Source organism: Kitasatospora sp. NPDC024654 (genome assembly GCF_055559155.1).
In genome coordinates, this window is sequence record NZ_JBVHLF010000026.1 from 32,212 (window position 1) to 48,545 (window position 16,334).

A 16,334-nucleotide genomic window follows, 5' to 3' on the forward strand; every position below is an offset into this window, starting at 1 on the left:
GGACAACGCGCCGACTACATCACCCGGGAGCGAGACCCATGCGGTTCACGACCTACAACCTGTTCAACCTCGCCTTGCCGCGCACCACACCGCAGCGGGAGCGATACGACCTCCTCGTCCAAACGATCCGGGACCTGGACACCGATGTGCTGGCCGTCCAGGAGATCCTGGGAGAAAGCCCGCAGGCCGCCGCGGCGGTGCTGTGGCGGCTCGCCGACGACACCGGCCTGGACACCGCCGCCGTGCGCCCCACCGACGACAGTCCCCGGATCCCGGCGCTCGCCTCCAGCCAGCACGGCTTCCACACCGCGCTGCTGTGGCGCCCGGGGGTCGAGCCGGTCGCGGGCGGCTGGCGGCCCTACCACGGCGGCCCGGACTTCTGGCACTCGATGGCCACCCTCGTCCTGGACATCGGCGCCGATGTCCCGGTCAAGGTCTGCTCGTTCCACGGGGATCCGTTCCGCCCGCGGCGCCGCTTCGAGGAGAACCTTCGGGTGCGGTCGGTGGTCCGCAGCGGAGAGCCGGCGCTGATCGGCGCCGACTGGAACCAGATCAGTGCCGACCGGGCGCCCGACGGCAGCTTCTACGACACCGACCCGTACACCGGCCAGGATCACGACGATCTGCCGTACCAGGTCCAGTGGCCCATAGACCCCGCTGCCGGCCCGCGCGCCGACCGCTCACCGGCCGAGGTCCTGGCCTGGCGCGGGACGCTGACCGACACAGCCGCCGCGCTCGACGCACCGTGGGAGCCCTCGTGCGGCCACATGCCGGACAACTGGGGTGAGCGCCGCATCGACACCTGGCGCGTCACCCGCCACATGCTGCCCGCTCTGCGCTCCCACCGGACGGTGCGCACCCCCGAGGCACGGGCCGCCTCCGACCATCTTCCGGTCGTGGTCGACGTCGACCCCTCGGCGGTGGATCACAACAAGGTCGCAACTACATCTGACTGAAGCCAGCCATCGTGGAGCGTCCTCGCGTGGGTCGAACCCGGCAGCACGCTTGGCCGGAGACCGCCCAGCAACTCAACGAGTCGCAACCGGAGTTGACCAGTAAGCCCAGCGAGCACCCGGTGCCGCCAGCGCGGTTGCACCTCGCCGGGCCGCACACTGGGCCGCTAGTACTGCAACCGCAGGTGCGTAACGATCACAGCTTCGGCTCGTTGGTGTGACTGTGTGCTGATGAGCTGACAGTTGAGCAGGTCGAGTCGTGGTCCGAAGGCATAGCCGGGCTCCATGCCCGGTTCGCCCACCGTTTCGGCAGGTCGGAGCCTCGCGAGCGGGCAATGGACTATCTGACCGGGCTGCTCGCACCGTTGGAGAGGAAAAACGGCTGGACGCTGTCCGAACAGGTCGGGCAGCTGCGGCCTGACGGCGTCCAGCGTCTGCTCAACCTGTCCGAGTGGGACGAGGACGCCGTCCGTGACGACGTGCGCGACTTCGTGGTGGAGACGATCGGGGCCAAGGACGGGATCCTGATCGGCGACGACACCGGGTTCTTGAAGAAGGGTATCCGCTCGGCCGGCGTTCAGCGTCAATACACCGGCACCGCGGGCAGGACGGAAAATTGCCAGATCGGCACGTTCCTGGCCTACGCCTCGTCCAAGGGCCGCGCGCTGATCGACCGCGAGCTGTACCTGCCCAAGTCCTGGACCGGCGACCGTGCGCGCTGCCGGGCCGCCGGCATCCCGGACGAGGTGCCGTTCGCGACCAAGAACGAGCACCTGAAGTGGATGCTGCAACGCGCGATCGACGCCGGAATACCGTTCGCGTGGGTCACCGCGGACGAGGCGTACGGCCAGGTCAAGCACCTGCGGCTCTGGCTGGAGGAACGCCGCGTCGCCCACGTGCTGGCCACCAAGGTCAACGACACGGTGACCACCACCGGCTGGGCCGATACCCGGGTGGACACCCTGATCGCCGCGCTGCCCCGGCAGGCGTGGAAACGCCTGTCCGGCGGCAAGGGCGCGCACGGCGAGCGGATCTACGACTGGGCCCGTGTCGCGATCCGACCGGTGTGGGAGAACGGTTTCGGGCACTGGGTCCTGGCCCGCCGCTCCGTCAGCGACCCCGGTGAGATCGCCTACTACGTCTGCTACGGCCCCGTCGCAACCCGCCTCAAAGACCTGATCAAGGTGGCGGCCGCGCGCTGGGCGATAGAGGAATCGTTCCAGGTCGCGAAGAACGAGTGCGGCCTGGACCACTACCAGGTCCGGCTCTACCGGGCCTGGTACCGGCACATCACCCTGGCCATGGCCGCCCTGGCCTACCTGACCGCCGTCCGGGCCCAAGAAGCCGCAAAAGGGGCATCAGCGACGACGACAACGAGCTCATACCCCTGAGCGTCCCGGAGATCCGCCGCTTGATGGGACACCTCGTCGTCACACCCCGCCACCACACCAACGAGCACCACCTGCGCTGGTCACGCTTCCGACGACGCAGTCAGGCCCGAGCCCGCCGTTCCCACTACAAACGCCGAGGCCACAACCCCCAGATGCGGTTGCAGTACTAGGACACGAACAACGCCGAGGTGACGGCCATCGCTGACCTCTGGTAACTCCAGAGGTCAGGTCGCTGCGGCGACAGTGTCGGAGATCGTGCCGTCCGCTGGCACCGCACGACCCCGGTGAACAGCCGGCCCCGGAGTCTGGCGCGGGCACTCGACCCTCACCCGCAGGTAGTCACCCATCCCCGGGCCGAGCCGCTGGGTCGTCCATTCGTACACCCAGCCGGCCAGCCACGCGGTGGTGGTGTTCGGCTCCGGCGGATCAACGAGCGTCCACAGCTCCCTCATCCGGATCGGCCCGCCAGACCTCTCCAGCAGTCCGGCAGCGACTCGCAGCCGCTGGGAGGCATCCTCGTAGGAGACCTCGGTCTCCGGCACCACCAGCTCCAGCGTGATCGCATAGTCGTGGCCGTGCGGCCTCGCGCACTCATGCCACCCCGGCAGCCCTGACACCATGTGAGTTGCGGACACCTCGGCTTGGTGGGCAATCGTCAGCATCACACCAGAATGCCAGCACCGCCACGCCAACGACTGAGCCTTGGCGAATCCCGTCGCGATCCGCACCGTGCTGACCGCCGGGCCAGCGGCAACGTCGACTACTGACCCGCGGTACCGGGCTGCTCCCACGGCGGGCGCCGCCAGGCCGGCAGCTGCCAGTCGACCGGCCGCGAGGCCGTGATCCGCGCCGTGGACCCGGTGCCGTCCGGCGCGACCACATGTAGCTGGCCGGCGCGTGGCAGGACCGCATCCGGGCTGACCGGCACCCGCCGCTCGTCGTCGACCGGTTGGGCCAGGCTCTGGTGGCGCAGCCACGCCCACTGGATCCAGGCCCGCAGCCCAACGGCGGCCCACACCGACTGCCCTGGGCCGGTTTCGAGTTCGGCGAGCAGGGGCTGCCAGGAGCGGTCGGGCCTCCGTGTGCCGTGCTCCAAGAGCAGCGCGCAGCGGGTGGGGGAGACAACGCCGATGACGTCCTCGACCAGCAGCTTGTGGAGTAGCCGGCTGAGGGGCACCTCGACCGGGATGACGTCCAGGCCGGGCAGTGCTGCGAGCAGCGTGCCGTAGGCGGTCCCTTCGTACAGCTGGTCGGCGATGCCCGGGCCGACGGCGGTCACACCGGAGGTGATCACCGCGTCGTCCCACAGGTGCCGCCCGCCGCTTGCGCGAGTGGACTCGTGGATGTCCTGGTGCAGGGTGAGGTGGACGTCCGGGACCGCTGCAGGGCCGTGGTCGAAGACCACCGCCGTCACCTCGCCGTTGGCCCGCCCCTGGAGCAGGTGGCTTCCGGCCAGCGCCGCCGGCACGCCCCGGTCGGGCCGCCCGCGCAGCATCTCTGCAAGCGCGTGCCGGCGCGCATTGACGGTGGGGCTGGCGCCCTCGGGCACGGCTTGGCGGTGGCAAGCCAGGACACGGCCGACCTGCCGTGCCGCCTCACCACGGTCACCGACGGCGCCCGCCACCTCATCCAGCGACGCCCTGACCTGCTGCTGGCTGCCGGGCCGGGGCGCCACGAACCGCAGCAGGCCCTCGGCGAGCAGCCGCACCACCTCCTCGCGGCCGGGCACCGCGCCGATGCGCTGCTCCGCCCAAGCCGTCAGGTACTGCGCCCACTCGCGGCACTGCTCCCGCCCGTCATCGGCGGCGGCCAGCTGACCGAACAGCCCGTCCTCTGCGCTGTAGCCGCTCGGCGGGATCGGGGGGCCGGACATCACGCCGACAGGACGCTGGCGACATCGGCCAGACCGCAGGGGCGGCTGAGTGCCTGCAGCGCGTCGGTATCGATCTCGCCGCCGGGCAGCTCATGCAGCCCGTGCCAGTAACCCTCCACCGCTTGCCCTCTCCTACCGTGGATGGACTGCCCGCAGAGTACCGCCCAGCGCGGCATGTGTGGGTGGGAGCGGCCATCTCGTATGGCGATGATGAGCATCGACCCGGAGCCCGAACCCGGCCGACCGCCACCTGGCCGGGCAGGGTCGTCGGCGCGAAGGTCGCGGTCCACTGGCGGAAGGCTGTTCTCCGGCCTCGCAGTGGTAGCACCGGGCAGTGACATTATCCGGGTTGTACCACTCGTGCACCCCGCAGTCCCGCTTCCCCTTGGCTGCAAGACCGCACTCAGCAGGTCCCACGGCAGGTACCTCCGCAAGCGCGTACGCCACCGATATCAGCCCGCCCTCAGCATGGGCAGAAGAAGGCTAGCGCGACAGGTGCGGGCGTCTGGACGACTTACCTGGTCGACGATCCGAGGGCCGCCGGCTACAGCTTCCGCCTGCGGGTGGTGCCCTTCGCCGCCAGCAGTTCCTTCCCGTTCGACGCCGCTTGCAGGATCGGACCGTCGTCACGCACGGTGTCGGGGACGCCGAGGTCGCCTCACTCGCCACGAGCCGCGGCATCACCATGCCTGGCCATCACCACCTGGCGCCGGTGGCTGGACGAGTGGCCACTCGACACCCCGGCCAGCCCGCGCTGACCCCCTGGTTCTGGGCATGACGCTCCACCCACAGGAGCCAGACACACGGGCCGTGCGTGCCGCACCGGCTCGAAGGACTGCCCCGACCCTGGACTCCACCCACGTGGGTAACTATCGGCGCCGGGCCGGCGGTCATGCCGGTAGCCCGGCGCCGATGCTGGTGAAGCGTAGTGAGTTCACTGCCTCCGACCTGAAGGCCGAGGATCGCGGGGCGCACTTCTCCAGGGTCGAGGTCAGGCTGCAGCCGGACGTGCCACAGCGTGCGGCATGCTGCGATCGGGAATGACCAAGCCCAGCTTCAGCGCCACCGCAGCGCTGGAGACACGGTAGACGCGACCATCCCGCAGCAGAGGGACGGGGTAGGCGCCACGGCGGGCCAGTGCATACCCGGTGCTACGGCCGAGACCGAGTGCTCGGTTCGCAGTATCGAGGTCGACCACGGTCGGGAGTTCGATCAGCTGGGCAACGGTCATCCCGCGTCGCATCCGGCTGGTGCTGCTCTGTGCCATGACGTACTCCCAAGGACTCGTGATTGGTGTTCCCTTTCGGAGAACATCCTGCCATGTGCTCCGATGGAGATCGGTAGACATGCGATACTGTTCTCATGTGGAACAGAGAGAATGGGCTGAGGCCCTGGATGCGAGCATCGCCGCCGAGATCAAGCGCCAACGCGCGGCTCTCGGACTGAGCGCCGAGGCACTCGCCAAGCGCTGCGCCGAGCTGGGACATCCGATCAGTCGACAAGTCATCTCCAAAGTGGAGTCTGGCCTCCGCAACGGCCCCACCCTGGCCGAACTCCTCGTCCTGGCGAGGGCACTGGAGATGCCGCCGGTCACGCTGGTCTTCCCGCTCGGGCCATCTCCGACCACGCGGCCAGCACCGCAGATGGAGACCTCGCCGTGGGAGGCTGTGGCCTGGTTCACGGGCGAGAGCCGCGATCCCGCCCGTGAGGCCCCTGCTGCGGGATCGCCGCAGGCCGCTCTCGACACCTTCCGGCGCCACGACCGGCTCGTGCGCACCGCATCGCTGTCCAGCCAGCTGGCCGGCGAGCGGCGCCGGGACGCCCAGATGGCCGCCCCGGAGGACTACGAGCGAGCCAACATCGCGGCCTCCCAGTTGGAGGAGGTCGCCCACAACGACCGCACGGACCTGCTCACCACCCGCCGCGCACTGCGCAAACAGGGCTTGACCCCGCCTCCGCTGCCCCCGGCCCTGGCGTTCATCGACCCCGAACCAGCCTGACCCTCACCAACTACACAACCGGGCGCAGCCCCGTATCAGCGGCCCCCGAGACGGTCTTCGCCTGCCAGCATCCGTCCGTCTCGGAGACCCGCCCTCCACAGCCATCAACTGGAGAAGGCACGCACCATCATGCCCCACGCCCCGACATCGACCGCATCAGCCACCGTCCACACGGTCCGCACTCCCCGTACCCCGCCGGCCGCCTCCGTGTGCATCTGCGCGGACGCGGGCACCCCTGCCCTGCTGTACACCGGTGAGGAAGCCGCCAAGATCCTCAAGGTGACCGTGGGCACCCTCCGCCGCTGGCGTACCCAAAGCCCGCCGCAGGGCCCGGCCTACGTCCGCATCGGCTCCCGCGTCTCCTACCGTCACCAGGACCTGCTGGACTACCTGGTCAGCCACCGTGTCGTGCCGGGGGTGGCCGCCTGATGACGTCACCCAAGCAGATCGACGCACCGATCGGCATCAAGATCTCCACCGACATCGAGTACCGTCCCGACCGGCCCACCCCGTACCGCGCCCGCGTGCGCTGGGTGGACCCGGCCGACAGGGGCAAGCGCCCTTCGCGCTCCACCATGTTCCTTACCGAGGAAGAAGCCCAGGGCTGGCTCGACCGAGTCGCCAAGGCCGCCAGCCGCGGCGTCACCGTCGAACTCGCCACCGCAGAACTCGGCGAGTACGGCGACTCCGTCATGGACCTCGCCCTGCGCGGCCTCGAACTCAAGACCCACGTCCCATACCTGGCCGGCTGGCGCCTTCGCGTGAAGCCCGCCGTCGGCCATCTGCAAGTCGCCGGTATCACGGCCGGCATCGCCGACCGCGCCTTGAACAGCTGGATCGCCGACGGCACGGGCGTCTCCACCCTCAAGAGCACCCTAGCCGTGTGGGTTCGCATCATGGAGCAGGCGATCCGCGACGGGATCATCGAGAACAACCCCGCCCGCCTGTACGGCTGGCAGCAACTGATCAAGAAGGCCGAGGACGAGGAGGACAACCCTCGCGGACTCGCCTTGCGCGACTGGGACGCCCTCAACCGGATCGCCGACGCCCTGGTCGCCGCCTCGTTCAACAACTACGACGGCTGGGGCGACATCGTCCGCTTCGCCGGCGGCACCGGAGCCCGTATCGGCGAGGTCTCCGGCGTACGCGCCGGCGACATCGACACCAACAACTGGATCTGGAGGGTCTGCCGACAGACCACCACCGCCCCCGGCGGCCTGATCGACAAGGGCACCAAGGGCAAGCGCAGCCGCCTCGTCCCCATCATCCCCGAGCTACGCCCGAACATCGCCTGGCGGATCTCCCGCGTGGGCGGCAGGCCGGATGCCCGGCTGTTCACCGGCCCGCGCGGCGGTCGGGTCACCACCGCCATCCTGCGCGACGCCACTCATTGGGATGACGTCGTCGTCAGCCTCGGCTACGAGTACCTGCGCCGCCACGACCTGCGCCACACCGCGCTGACCTGGTTCGCCGACGCCGGGGTCCCGCCTCACGTGCTCATGCGCATCGCCGGACACGGCCAGTTGACCACCACCCAGCGCTACCTCCACCCCGACCTGCGCTCCATCCAGCGCGCCGGCGACCAGCTCACCGCCTACATCAACGCCACCTGCGGACTGCCCGGCCCCAAGGTCGAGGTCGAGCAGATCCGCCAACTCGCCCTGACCTCCTGACCCGTTTCCAGCGGCCCGCGCGGAAGGGTACCGAGCGGGCACCCGGATCACCGCGAAGCACCTGTGGTGCCGCCGACCCACTCGGCAGCACCACACAGCACTCACTGCCAAGTACCGTCCTCCCGTGGGCCACCACGTAGAGCGTCCAGCCCCCCGACCGGAGAGTTCATGTCCTCCTCCCCTGCCAAGGCCGCCATTCAAGAGTTCGTCTGCGAGCACCAGAAGCGTCTGAGCCGCGTGCTCGTCGTCACCGCTGTGCCGGACACGCCTCCGGCCGCCCAGCACGTCCTGTCCTGCGATCAGGCGGGGCAAGCCGAGCTTGTGGCCGAGGTCCTGCGCGCCGCCATTCGCGGTGCCAGCCCGGAGCTTGATGCGCGGCTCGCCAAGGCCGCTACCGCGCTGCCTGCCGCCGAGGCCCAGGCCCTGCGCCTCGCCTTCCAGCAAGCTCTGCAGGGTTGGTGGCCGAGCGGCCCCCACGCCTATGCGGGCACCTCACCACAGCCGCTCGCGCAGGAGCCCGCCGACGACGAGCAGGAGGAATCGCAGGAGGGCGACCTCACTCGTGACCGCCGGCTCGCCGACCTCCCCGGTAGCGTCGTTCGGGTCATTCACCTCAAGGAGTTTCATATCACCGATCCGGACGCTGTCCTGGTCGAAGCCGAAGACGACGGCTGGGAGCCGCTGCCCGCGGACGAGTTGTCCGACGACGATCCTCGCGATCTCACCGGTGCTCTGATGCACCTCGTCACCAGTACAGCCTTCATCCCTGGAACAGACGAACTGGCCGACAGCGCCATCGGCAGCATGCTGGACCCGGCTGCCGGCGACGAGGTCGCCGACTGGAGCACCACTCCCGTGACCGCCGACTTCGGTGCCGGCTACCGAGCGTCCTCCACCCGGCCGGGCCCCGAATCCGCCACCGCTGCCGAGAAGTTGCCCGACTACGCCGCCCTGTTCCCGCTCACCGGTCCCAGCGGCGCTGAGGAGGAAGAGGAGCACTGGCAGCTGACGCCACGCACCGCAGCGATCCTTCACTCAGCGCTTTCGGTCCTCTCCGACCAGGCGTACGACGACGCTGATGAACTCGGCGACGACGCCCTGCACAACGATGAGGACGGAAACTGGGGAGTCTTCGGCCGACTTCCGCATCTGACCTGGAAGCAGGACCACCAGTGGCGCCGCTGCTTCGCTCGCGCCTGCGACGACCTCGCCAACGACCTCGAATCAGGGCAGTCACCCGAACCGACCTGCCCCGCCGAGGAAATGGCCCTCCACCTCGCCCTCGCCGACGCACCCTCAACCCGAGAACTCACGGAGGAGACCGCCAGCCATCAGGGGCTGCCCCGTCACGCCGACGACTACGACTGGGACGCCTGCACCGACATCCTCTTCCAGGACACCGACATCCTCATGCTCTTCAGCCCGCACCTGGACGGCATCGAGGACCCCGACGACACCGCCAACCAGGCCATGGGCATCGGTGACATGCGGCCGGCCGCATGGTTCAAGCCGTTCGACAACGTCGAAGCACGCGACCCGAAACGCGGATTCCGCCGCTAACCCACGCAGCCGAGACGAGCCTCCCAGCGGCCGTTCGCGATCCGTCATGCTCGCCGCAGCGGCGGCGGCGTGGATTGCCAACGGCGCGGGCGGGCGCGTGGCGATGCAGCAGAACCTGCGGCTGGCCCTGTTGAAGGAGGTACGCGGCGCGGAGAGCGTAGCCACCGGCGCGCCGGAGCGCGAGCAGATCAACGAGGTCAGCGACGCTGACGCGCTTGCGTTGCTCGCCGACCTGTACAACGAGGACTATGTCCGACTGATCCCCGGCCCGCGACAGCGGGGCCCCTGGGAGTGGGACATGCTGGCCGTCCTCAAGATGCACCTGCTGGAAACGCCCGCCGACGCCACCACCCCAAAGCAGGCTGAGGAACTCAAGGCCAAGCTCCTCACTGTGCTGCAGGCTGCCACGGCCACGCTTACCCAGGCGCCGAAGCCCCGGTGCGCACGGTCGGCAAGCGGGGTCCAGCCCAAGCGCCAGCGCAAGGGCAAGTAGGCGGCGGCTCCGGGTTGGCCGGATGTCGGCGGCAGGGCCTCCGCCCGACGTGGCGGGTGGCCAGCTCGTCATCCCACGGACGCAGCCTGCGGCATGCTCTAGGGTCAGATGCAGGTGACAGGCAAGGCGCCTCGAGGCCGGAAAGGTGAACGAACCGATGCTGGGACAACGTCGAATCGCGGTTTTCGGTGCGGGCTACATCGGCCTCGTGACGGGCGCCTGCTTCGCGAAACTGGGGCATGACGTCGTCGTTCGCGACATCCAGCAGGAGCGCGTCGAGCTCCTCCAGAGCGGCGGGGTTCCTATCCATGAGGACGGGCTGGCGTCGCTGATCGCGGAGAACGCCGGCCGCCTGACGTTCACCTTGGACGCGGAAGAGGCCGTTCGCGACGCCGACGTCGTGTACGTGTGCGTGGACACCCCGTCGACGCCCTCCGGGGATGCCGACCTGTCCAGGATCTGGCAGGTGATCGAGACCCTGCGGGATGCTCGTCATCTGGCGGCGGTGGTGGTCAAGAGCACGGTGCCCGTGGGCACCGGCGCCAGGGTCAGGGCCGCAATGGACCGCGCCGGTCTCCAGCATGTGGGGTACGCGTCGAACCCGGAGTTCACCGCCGAGGGCCAGGCCGTGCGGGACTTTATGCACCCTGACCGGGTGGTGATCGGCGCCGACGATCCCGAGACGGCCAAGTTGGTCGCCCAGCTGCACGAAGGCGTGGACGGCCCGATCACCGAGATGGACGTCCGCTCGGCGGAGATGGTGAAGCTGGCCGCCAACGCGCTGCTGGCCACGAAGATCAGCTTCACCAACGAGATCGCGACGATCTGCGAGGCCACCGGCGCCGACGTCGAACACGTGGTCCGCGCGGTCGGGCTCGACCACCGGCTCGGGCCGCACTTCATGCGGCCCGGCGTCGGATGGGGCGGCTCCTGCTTCCCCAAGGACTCCCGAGCGCTGCGGGCCCTGGCCGGCAACGCCGGCTACTCCTTCCAGCTGCTCACCTCCGTCATCGAGGTGAACGACCTGCAGCCACGGCGCGCGATCCAGCGGCTGAAGGACGAGCTGGGCGGCGCCTTCCATAACCGGACCGTCGCCCTGCTCGGCGTCGCCTTCAAGCCCGGAACGGACGACGTTCGCGAGGCCCCGAGCACGATCATCGCCTCCCGGCTCCTCTCCGAGGGCGCGACGGTCCGCTGCTGGGATCCGCTGGTCCGCCAGCTCGACTCCGCGCCCTGGGCGTCGACCACACGCTGTGCCACCCCGTTGGAAGCGATGACCGGCGCCGACGCGGCGATCATCGTGACGGAATGGCCAGAGCTCCAGGGCGTCGCCTGGGATCAGGCCGCGGCCCTCATGGCGCGTCCCCTGATCTTCGACGGACGCAACCTCCTCGACCCGCAGCGCATGGCCTCACTCGGCCTCACCTACATGAGTGTGGGCCGCACGACCGTCCGCGGTTCTGCCTGATCCGAAAGGCGATGGCCGGGGCAGCGGGTGTCGCTACCCCGGCCATCGCGTTCGCCCCCGCGTAGGGGCTGCCAGGCGGTCGTCCTCCTCGTCGAACGGAACGGTGGAGCTGGCCGCGCAGCGATCCCAGTCACACACGCTCTCGCGCAGAACCTCCGGCCGTTCGAACCGGTCCGCCGTACCCAGTCGGCCATGAGGTTGGTGGTCGCTATGCGCGGACGCTCGCCAGCACCCTGTCGTACATGTGGGCGTACCGGTCGGTGATGGTCCGCCAGCTGTAGTGCCGGACGACGAAGTCACGGGCGTGACGTCCGCGCCGTTCGATCTCCCCGGGACGGGTAAGAGCGTCCAGCAGGGTGGCGTGCAGGTCCTTGGCATCGCCCGGGACGGTGAGCCACCCGGTGGGCCGGGGACCGTCCGGCCGGATAGTGGCGAGCGGGCCGCCGCTGGCGGTCGCGACGACCGGAGTGGCTGAGGCCATCGCCTCCAGGCAGACCAGCCCGAACGGCTCGCCCACGGAGGGCGTCACGAACAGGTCGCTGGCGTTGAGGCCATCGATCAGGTCGCCGTGCGGTCGCCATCCCGCGAAGTACACGTCATTACCGATGCCCAGGCGGTCGGCCAGGGTGTGCGGGTGCTCGCCTTCCCACTCGCCCGGGAAACCGCCCAGCACCAGAAGGGCTGGGCGCACCGGCGCGCTCTCCCCGATGGAGGCGAAGACGTGGAGTAGCAGGTCCAGGCGCTTGAAGCCCAGGAAGCGGCCCATCCACAGCAGCAGGGGACGCCGGTTGCCGGCATCATCGCGCAGCATGCGGTCCACGTCGGAGTTGGTATAGGTGATCGTGCCGGGACTGCGGCCGGGTAGCCAGCCCTGCGGGTCCTCGACCAGCCAGCGGTGCAGGAGGCTGCGCTTGCCGGTGTCGTCGAGGGCGTGGCAGGGCCGGAACAGGTTGACGTCGACCCCGTTCGGGATGGCCTCGAGCCGGCCTTCGGGGATGTGGAGCAGCTCGTGAGCGAGGGCGCGGTCCTGCTCCGAGACGGTGACGATGTGCTCGCTGCTCTGCGCGTATTCCCGCAGGGTCTGGATCCAATACTCGGCATGGGCCCAGCTGCGCCAGCGCTCGTCTGGCAGGTTCTCGGTGCTGTCGCCGGCCGTCTCTTCGCGCTGGGCGAGTTCGGCGATGGTCAGGCCGGTGTCGGTGGCCCGGCGGACACGGTCCAGCGCGCCCTGGAGGAACTTCAGGTCGGTACCGTGGAGGGTCGTCACGACGGTGCGTTCGAGGCGGCGGGCAGCGGTGTGTTGCGGGGTGAGGTGGTGCAGGTGGAGCAGACCGCCCTCGCCGGCGCCGTGGTCGGCGAACTGGTGGGTCCAGTAGTCCTCGAGATGCGCGTTGGTGCGGGGGGAGACCGCGGCGAAGACCCGGTCCGGCACGCCGGGGCGGTCCTCGTAGGAGGGGTGCAGGGGAACGGGCATCTCCAGGGGGTCCAGCCCGGTGCCGTAGGTGGTCGCGGCGAGGTTGTAGTCGGAGGCGAGCAGGTGGGCCGGGTCGTAGAAGGTGGGCGCGTGGGAGTAGTCGCCGGGCTCGCCTAGGGATCCGGCGAAGACCCGGGCGGGGCGGCCCTGGGCGCGCAGGTGTTCCGTGAGGCCCTTCGCGACGAGGGCGGATCCGCCGCGGGGGTAGAAGATGAGGCCGTGATCGACAGGGACGAGGCGGTTCATGTGCGGCCCTACCTTTCTTAGTGGGTTGAAACTGATCATTCGTAAGATCGGTGCACCCAGGGGATCTGGGTATGGCTACATGTGCTGCGCCCTTGTCTGTGGTGCGCCGTGGGTCAGGGCAGGTCGACGAGGATGGACGGGCACGGGATCGCGTCGTGGTGGTTGGTGGCGATCAACTGGTACATGGCGGCAAAGACCCGGTGGGTGAGGGTCTGGCCGTCGAGGAAGGCGATCTTGTCGGTGACGTCCGTGCTGGCGGTTCCGCCGGCGGCCAGGGCGAGGAAAGCGGCGGTGATGTCGCGGGGGGTGACGGCGCTGCTGGTGTGGGCGTTCTCGTAGACGGTCTCCAGCCGGCCGCTGCCGCCGATGAGCGGATTGCGCCGGTGCTCGACGCGGATGGTGTACGTCTCGCCGACCGCGTCGTTCTTGGTCAGCCGCACGTGCTGGAGGCTGCCCTGATGCAGGTCGATGACGTACTGCGACATACGGCCCTTCTCGCGAAACGCGACGTCGTCCTGGAAGTCATGGGCCAGCGTGCCGACGGTGCGGTTGGAGAGGGAGTTGGAGGTGAAGGTGTAGGTGAGGACGCCGTGGGACCGCTGCTGGGAGTCGAGGAGGTCCACGGTGAAGCCGAAGTCCATCTCGGCCAGGAGGACTCGCTCGGCGAGGTCCGCGGCCGGCATACCGACCTCGGAGCGGGGGCGCAGGAGAGCGGCGAGGGCATCGTTCTGTCCGGTCGACAGCTGGTCGCCGACACGGCGGACGTACTGCAGAGTCAGGCGCAGTGCGCTGATCTGGCCGGGGGCGAGCAGGAGGTAGCGGGTCAGCTCGTCGAGGTAGTGGTAGCTGCTGAAGCTGAGCGCCCCGACGCCGTGGGTGTAACCGTGGGCGTTGCCGAGCGCGTACTCCTCGGGGAGGCGAAAGTGGCCGCCGGCGACGTCGATGCGGCCCATGGTCAGGGACTGCTTGTGGTCGTCGTGGATTTCGCGGATCAGCTCGCCGACGTGCAGGAAGGCGTCGTTGGCGCGTCGCCGCAGGGGTACCGCGAAGAGGTGGCCGGGCCGGTCGCGGTGGGCACGGAGCAGTGTGTCGAAGCGGTGGTGGATCTCGGCGGCGTGCTCGGGGTTCCAGGCGGCGTCCTCGACGCAGACGATCGGCTTGTCGCATAGGACGTGGATGCCCTGGTCGGTGGCCCACTTGAGGTAGGGGTAGTGGGCGACGGGGTCGCAGGCGACAATGACCGCGTCGAAGCGGTGTTCCTGGTAGGCCTGCTGCAGTTGTTGCTCGAGCCGGTCGGGCGTCTCGCCCGGGCGGGGCTTGATCCACGCGGGCTTGTCCCGCTGCACGAGGGTGTCGAGGTCGGGCATGTGCGCCAGGAGCGCCGGGCTGTAAGGGTCGCGGGGGTCGCAGATGGCGGCCACACGAACGGGGGTGGCGTTCTTCTCGAGGGCGAGGATGGCCGGGATGTGGTTCTCGGCCGCGGCCCAGTGGCCGCAGCCGCCGACCAGCAGGACGCTGATCGGCCGCGGTGCAGGTGAGGGCATGGTGGTGCCTTCCCGGGCCGCCACGGGTGTGGCGGCCCATCAGGAGTGAGACTGGGCGGGTTGGTGGTGGTCTGCTCAGAGGTCGAGCAGTTCGGTGACCAGGTCCCGCAGGTGCCGGCTGCCGCCGGTGTCGAGGGCGTGGTCGCGGATCGTCGCCAGGGCGGCGGCGTCCATCCGGCCGAGGGTGTCGCGCACCTCGGGCAGGTACGGCAGGGCGACGGTGAGAGCGGTGACTCCCAGGGCGGTCAGGACGACGGCGCCCGCCGGGTCGCCCGCCAGTCCTCCGCACGCGGACACGGGGATGCCGTGGTCGGTGCCCGCCTGGGCCACCTCCCGCACGGTGCGGGTGACGGCTACGTGCAGCGGGTCGATGTTGCGGGCGAGGTCCGCGCTGGTACGCGACATTGCCGTGAGGTATTGGGCGAGGTCGTTCGTGCCGATGCTCAGGAAGTCGACGTGCCCGGCGAACTGGTCGACGGCCAGGGCGCAGGCCGGGACCTCGACCATCACGCCCAGGGGCAGAACGGGGGCGTCGAGTTCGGCCTGCACCTCGCGGGCGGCCTCGGCGGCCTGGAGGAATTCCTCGACGTGGGTGACCATCGGGAACATCAGGCGCAGTTGGGCACCTTCGTCGCGGGCGACCCGGTAGGCGGCCCGCAACTGAGGTAGGAACAGGTCCGGTCGGCGCAGGCTCAGGCGAACGCCGCGCACTCCGAGGAACGGATTGTCCTCGCGGGGCAGCCCAAGTGCGGGCATGTCCTTGTCTCCGCCGATGTCCAGCGTTCGAAGGGTCACGGGAGCGCCGCCGACGGCGCGAGCGATCTCACGGTAGGCCCGGTAGTGCTGCTCCTCGTCGGTGAGGTCCTGTTCACGGCCGAGGAACAGCAGCTCAGTGGCGAGCAGGCCGAGGCCGTCGGCGCCGGCCGCTCGGAGTTCGGCGGCCTGCAAGGGCCGCGTGATCGTGCCAGTGAGGGTGACCGGCGTGCCTCCCCCGTTGGCCCGCGCTCGCGGCCGGGTCGCGCGCCGGTCGCGGTGGGCGGTCGCGGCGGCCAGGTCGCTCTCCGTGAGCTCGCTGTAGAGGGTGCCGGTGTCGCCGTCGAGGGCGCACATCGTCCCGTCCGGGACGGTCAGGACCCGGTCGCCGGCTGCGACGATCGTCGGGATGCCGAGGCTGTAGGCGACCTGTACGGCGTGGGAGGTGGGGCCTCCGGCGACAGTGCAGAATGCTGAGACCTGGGTGAGGTCCAGGGCGGAGGTGTCTGCGGGCGTCAGATCGTGGGCGATAAGGATGTGGGGCCCGCTACCCGAAGGCTGGGGACTGTGCAGTTGACGCACCGGGGCCACCACGAAGCCGCGGGTGCCAGCGGCTCCGTCGTGCCGGATGACAGATTCGGAGAACACCAGGAGCGGGCTGCCCTGGACGCTGCCGTGGCCCAGGTTCGCGGCTGCGCCGTCCTCGGGGGCTTCAGCCGGGCCCTTGCTACGGGCCGTGGAGTTCATGTCAGTACCTCCGTTGTCGGGAACCGGGACCGCCGGGATTCCGCCGGGTGGGGCCGGGCGTGCGGCAAGGTCAGTGCTGCGGAGCGCCGTTGGGGCCGTAGGTGGCGGGGCCGCCCGGCCGCGCGTCTTCCGTTCGCTGCGGCTCGATCGGGGCCGGAA

Annotated in this window: 14 protein-coding genes; 8 read left to right on the forward strand and 6 right to left on the reverse strand. The window is 69.8% G+C overall.

The features are described 5' to 3' along the window. Positions 1-38 precede the first annotated feature (38 nt). Both ACZ38L_RS17645 and ACZ38L_RS17650 read left to right on the forward strand, forming a co-directional pair. A complete protein-coding gene (locus ACZ38L_RS17645) occupies positions 39-956 on the forward strand; it encodes an endonuclease/exonuclease/phosphatase family protein (RefSeq protein WP_465694056.1) in 918 nt (305 codons plus the stop codon). A gap of 233 nt (positions 957-1,189) precedes the next feature. After that, on the forward strand, positions 1,190-2,344 hold the full coding sequence (locus ACZ38L_RS17650; RefSeq protein WP_465694103.1) for an IS701 family transposase: 1,155 nt from the start codon (positions 1,190-1,192) through the stop codon (positions 2,342-2,344). Positions 2,345-2,568: 224 nt separating this feature from the next. Here the strand turns inward: ACZ38L_RS17650 and ACZ38L_RS17655 are convergent, their stop codons facing one another. The 3 genes from ACZ38L_RS17655 to ACZ38L_RS17665 all read right to left on the reverse strand — a co-directional run bounded on the left by ACZ38L_RS17655 (position 2,569) and on the right by ACZ38L_RS17665 (position 5,484). Continuing rightward, positions 2,569-3,072 carry a hypothetical protein gene (locus tag ACZ38L_RS17655; protein ID WP_465694057.1) on the reverse strand — a complete coding sequence of 168 codons (504 nt, stop codon included), beginning with the start codon at positions 3,070-3,072 and terminating at the stop codon, positions 2,569-2,571. Positions 3,073-3,104: 32 nt separating this feature from the next. After that, positions 3,105-4,217, reverse strand: coding sequence for a hypothetical protein (locus ACZ38L_RS17660; protein WP_465694058.1), 1,113 nt, complete (start codon positions 4,215-4,217; stop codon positions 3,105-3,107). A 991-nt stretch (positions 4,218-5,208) separates the two neighbouring features. Then, the gene (locus ACZ38L_RS17665; RefSeq protein ID WP_465694059.1) at positions 5,209-5,484 is read right to left on the reverse strand and encodes a hypothetical protein; all 276 of its coding nucleotides are present in this window, start codon (positions 5,482-5,484) and stop codon (positions 5,209-5,211) included. A gap of 97 nt (positions 5,485-5,581) precedes the next feature. Here ACZ38L_RS17665 and ACZ38L_RS17670 point away from each other — a divergent pair, with 97 nt between their 5' ends. The 6 genes from ACZ38L_RS17670 (at position 5,582) to ACZ38L_RS17695 (ending at position 11,411) form a co-directional block, all read left to right on the forward strand. Then, positions 5,582-6,217, forward strand: coding sequence for a helix-turn-helix domain-containing protein (locus ACZ38L_RS17670; protein WP_465694060.1), 636 nt, complete (start codon positions 5,582-5,584; stop codon positions 6,215-6,217). Between the two features lie 129 nt (positions 6,218-6,346). Next, positions 6,347-6,646: a helix-turn-helix domain-containing protein gene (locus tag ACZ38L_RS17675; RefSeq protein ID WP_465694061.1), complete on the forward strand. Its 300-nt coding sequence runs from the start codon at positions 6,347-6,349 to the stop codon at positions 6,644-6,646. Further along, positions 6,646-7,890, forward strand: coding sequence for a site-specific integrase (locus ACZ38L_RS17680; RefSeq protein ID WP_465694062.1), 1,245 nt, complete (start codon positions 6,646-6,648; stop codon positions 7,888-7,890). The genes ACZ38L_RS17675 and ACZ38L_RS17680 overlap by 1 nt, the downstream gene beginning before the upstream one ends. Positions 7,891-8,058: 168 nt before the next feature. Further along, positions 8,059-9,450 (forward strand): hypothetical protein, encoded by a 1,392-nt coding sequence (locus ACZ38L_RS17685; RefSeq protein ID WP_465694063.1) that lies wholly within the window; start codon positions 8,059-8,061, stop codon positions 9,448-9,450. 46 nt (positions 9,451-9,496) lie between these two features. Further along, positions 9,497-9,943, forward strand: coding sequence for a hypothetical protein (locus ACZ38L_RS17690; protein WP_465694064.1), 447 nt, complete (start codon positions 9,497-9,499; stop codon positions 9,941-9,943). Positions 9,944-10,088: 145 nt separating this feature from the next. Then, positions 10,089-11,411 carry a UDP-glucose dehydrogenase family protein gene (locus ACZ38L_RS17695; RefSeq protein ID WP_465694065.1) on the forward strand — a complete coding sequence of 441 codons (1,323 nt, stop codon included), beginning with the start codon at positions 10,089-10,091 and terminating at the stop codon, positions 11,409-11,411. Between the two features lie 208 nt (positions 11,412-11,619). On the opposite strand, the gene ACZ38L_RS17700 is transcribed toward ACZ38L_RS17695, so the two are convergent. The 3 genes from ACZ38L_RS17700 to ACZ38L_RS17710 all read right to left on the reverse strand — a co-directional run bounded on the left by ACZ38L_RS17700 (position 11,620) and on the right by ACZ38L_RS17710 (position 16,175). Further along, complete coding sequence (locus ACZ38L_RS17700) at positions 11,620-13,131, reverse strand: glycosyltransferase (protein ID WP_465694066.1); 1,512 nt, start codon at positions 13,129-13,131, stop codon at positions 11,620-11,622. Between the two features lie 113 nt (positions 13,132-13,244). Beyond that, on the reverse strand, positions 13,245-14,675 hold the full coding sequence (locus ACZ38L_RS17705; protein ID WP_465694067.1) for a Gfo/Idh/MocA family oxidoreductase: 1,431 nt from the start codon (positions 14,673-14,675) through the stop codon (positions 13,245-13,247). 75 nt (positions 14,676-14,750) lie between these two features. After that, entirely contained in the window at positions 14,751-16,175 is a 1,425-nt protein-coding gene (locus ACZ38L_RS17710; RefSeq protein ID WP_465694068.1) for a putative PEP-binding protein, read from the reverse strand. Positions 16,176-16,334 lie beyond the last annotated feature (159 nt).

Excerpts from the sequence above, each read along its gene's own strand:
- ACZ38L_RS17660 (WP_465694058.1), bottom strand. The coding sequence starts at position 4,217 with ATGTCCGGCCCCCCGATCCCGCCGAGCGGCTACAGCGCAGAGGACGGG.
- ACZ38L_RS17680 (WP_465694062.1), top strand. The coding sequence starts at position 6,646 with ATGACGTCACCCAAGCAGATCGACGCACCGATCGGCATCAAGATCTCC.
- ACZ38L_RS17675 (WP_465694061.1), top strand. The coding sequence starts at position 6,347 with ATGCCCCACGCCCCGACATCGACCGCATCAGCCACCGTCCACACGGTC.
- ACZ38L_RS17645 (WP_465694056.1), top strand. The coding sequence starts at position 39 with ATGCGGTTCACGACCTACAACCTGTTCAACCTCGCCTTGCCGCGCACC.
- ACZ38L_RS17700 (WP_465694066.1), bottom strand. The coding sequence starts at position 13,131 with ATGAACCGCCTCGTCCCTGTCGATCACGGCCTCATCTTCTACCCCCGC.
- ACZ38L_RS17705 (WP_465694067.1), bottom strand. The coding sequence starts at position 14,675 with ATGCCCTCACCTGCACCGCGGCCGATCAGCGTCCTGCTGGTCGGCGGC.
- ACZ38L_RS17685 (WP_465694063.1), top strand. The coding sequence starts at position 8,059 with ATGTCCTCCTCCCCTGCCAAGGCCGCCATTCAAGAGTTCGTCTGCGAG.
- ACZ38L_RS17710 (WP_465694068.1), bottom strand. The coding sequence starts at position 16,175 with ATGAACTCCACGGCCCGTAGCAAGGGCCCGGCTGAAGCCCCCGAGGAC.
- ACZ38L_RS17690 (WP_465694064.1), top strand. The coding sequence starts at position 9,497 with ATGCTCGCCGCAGCGGCGGCGGCGTGGATTGCCAACGGCGCGGGCGGG.
- ACZ38L_RS17665 (WP_465694059.1), bottom strand. The coding sequence starts at position 5,484 with ATGGCACAGAGCAGCACCAGCCGGATGCGACGCGGGATGACCGTTGCC.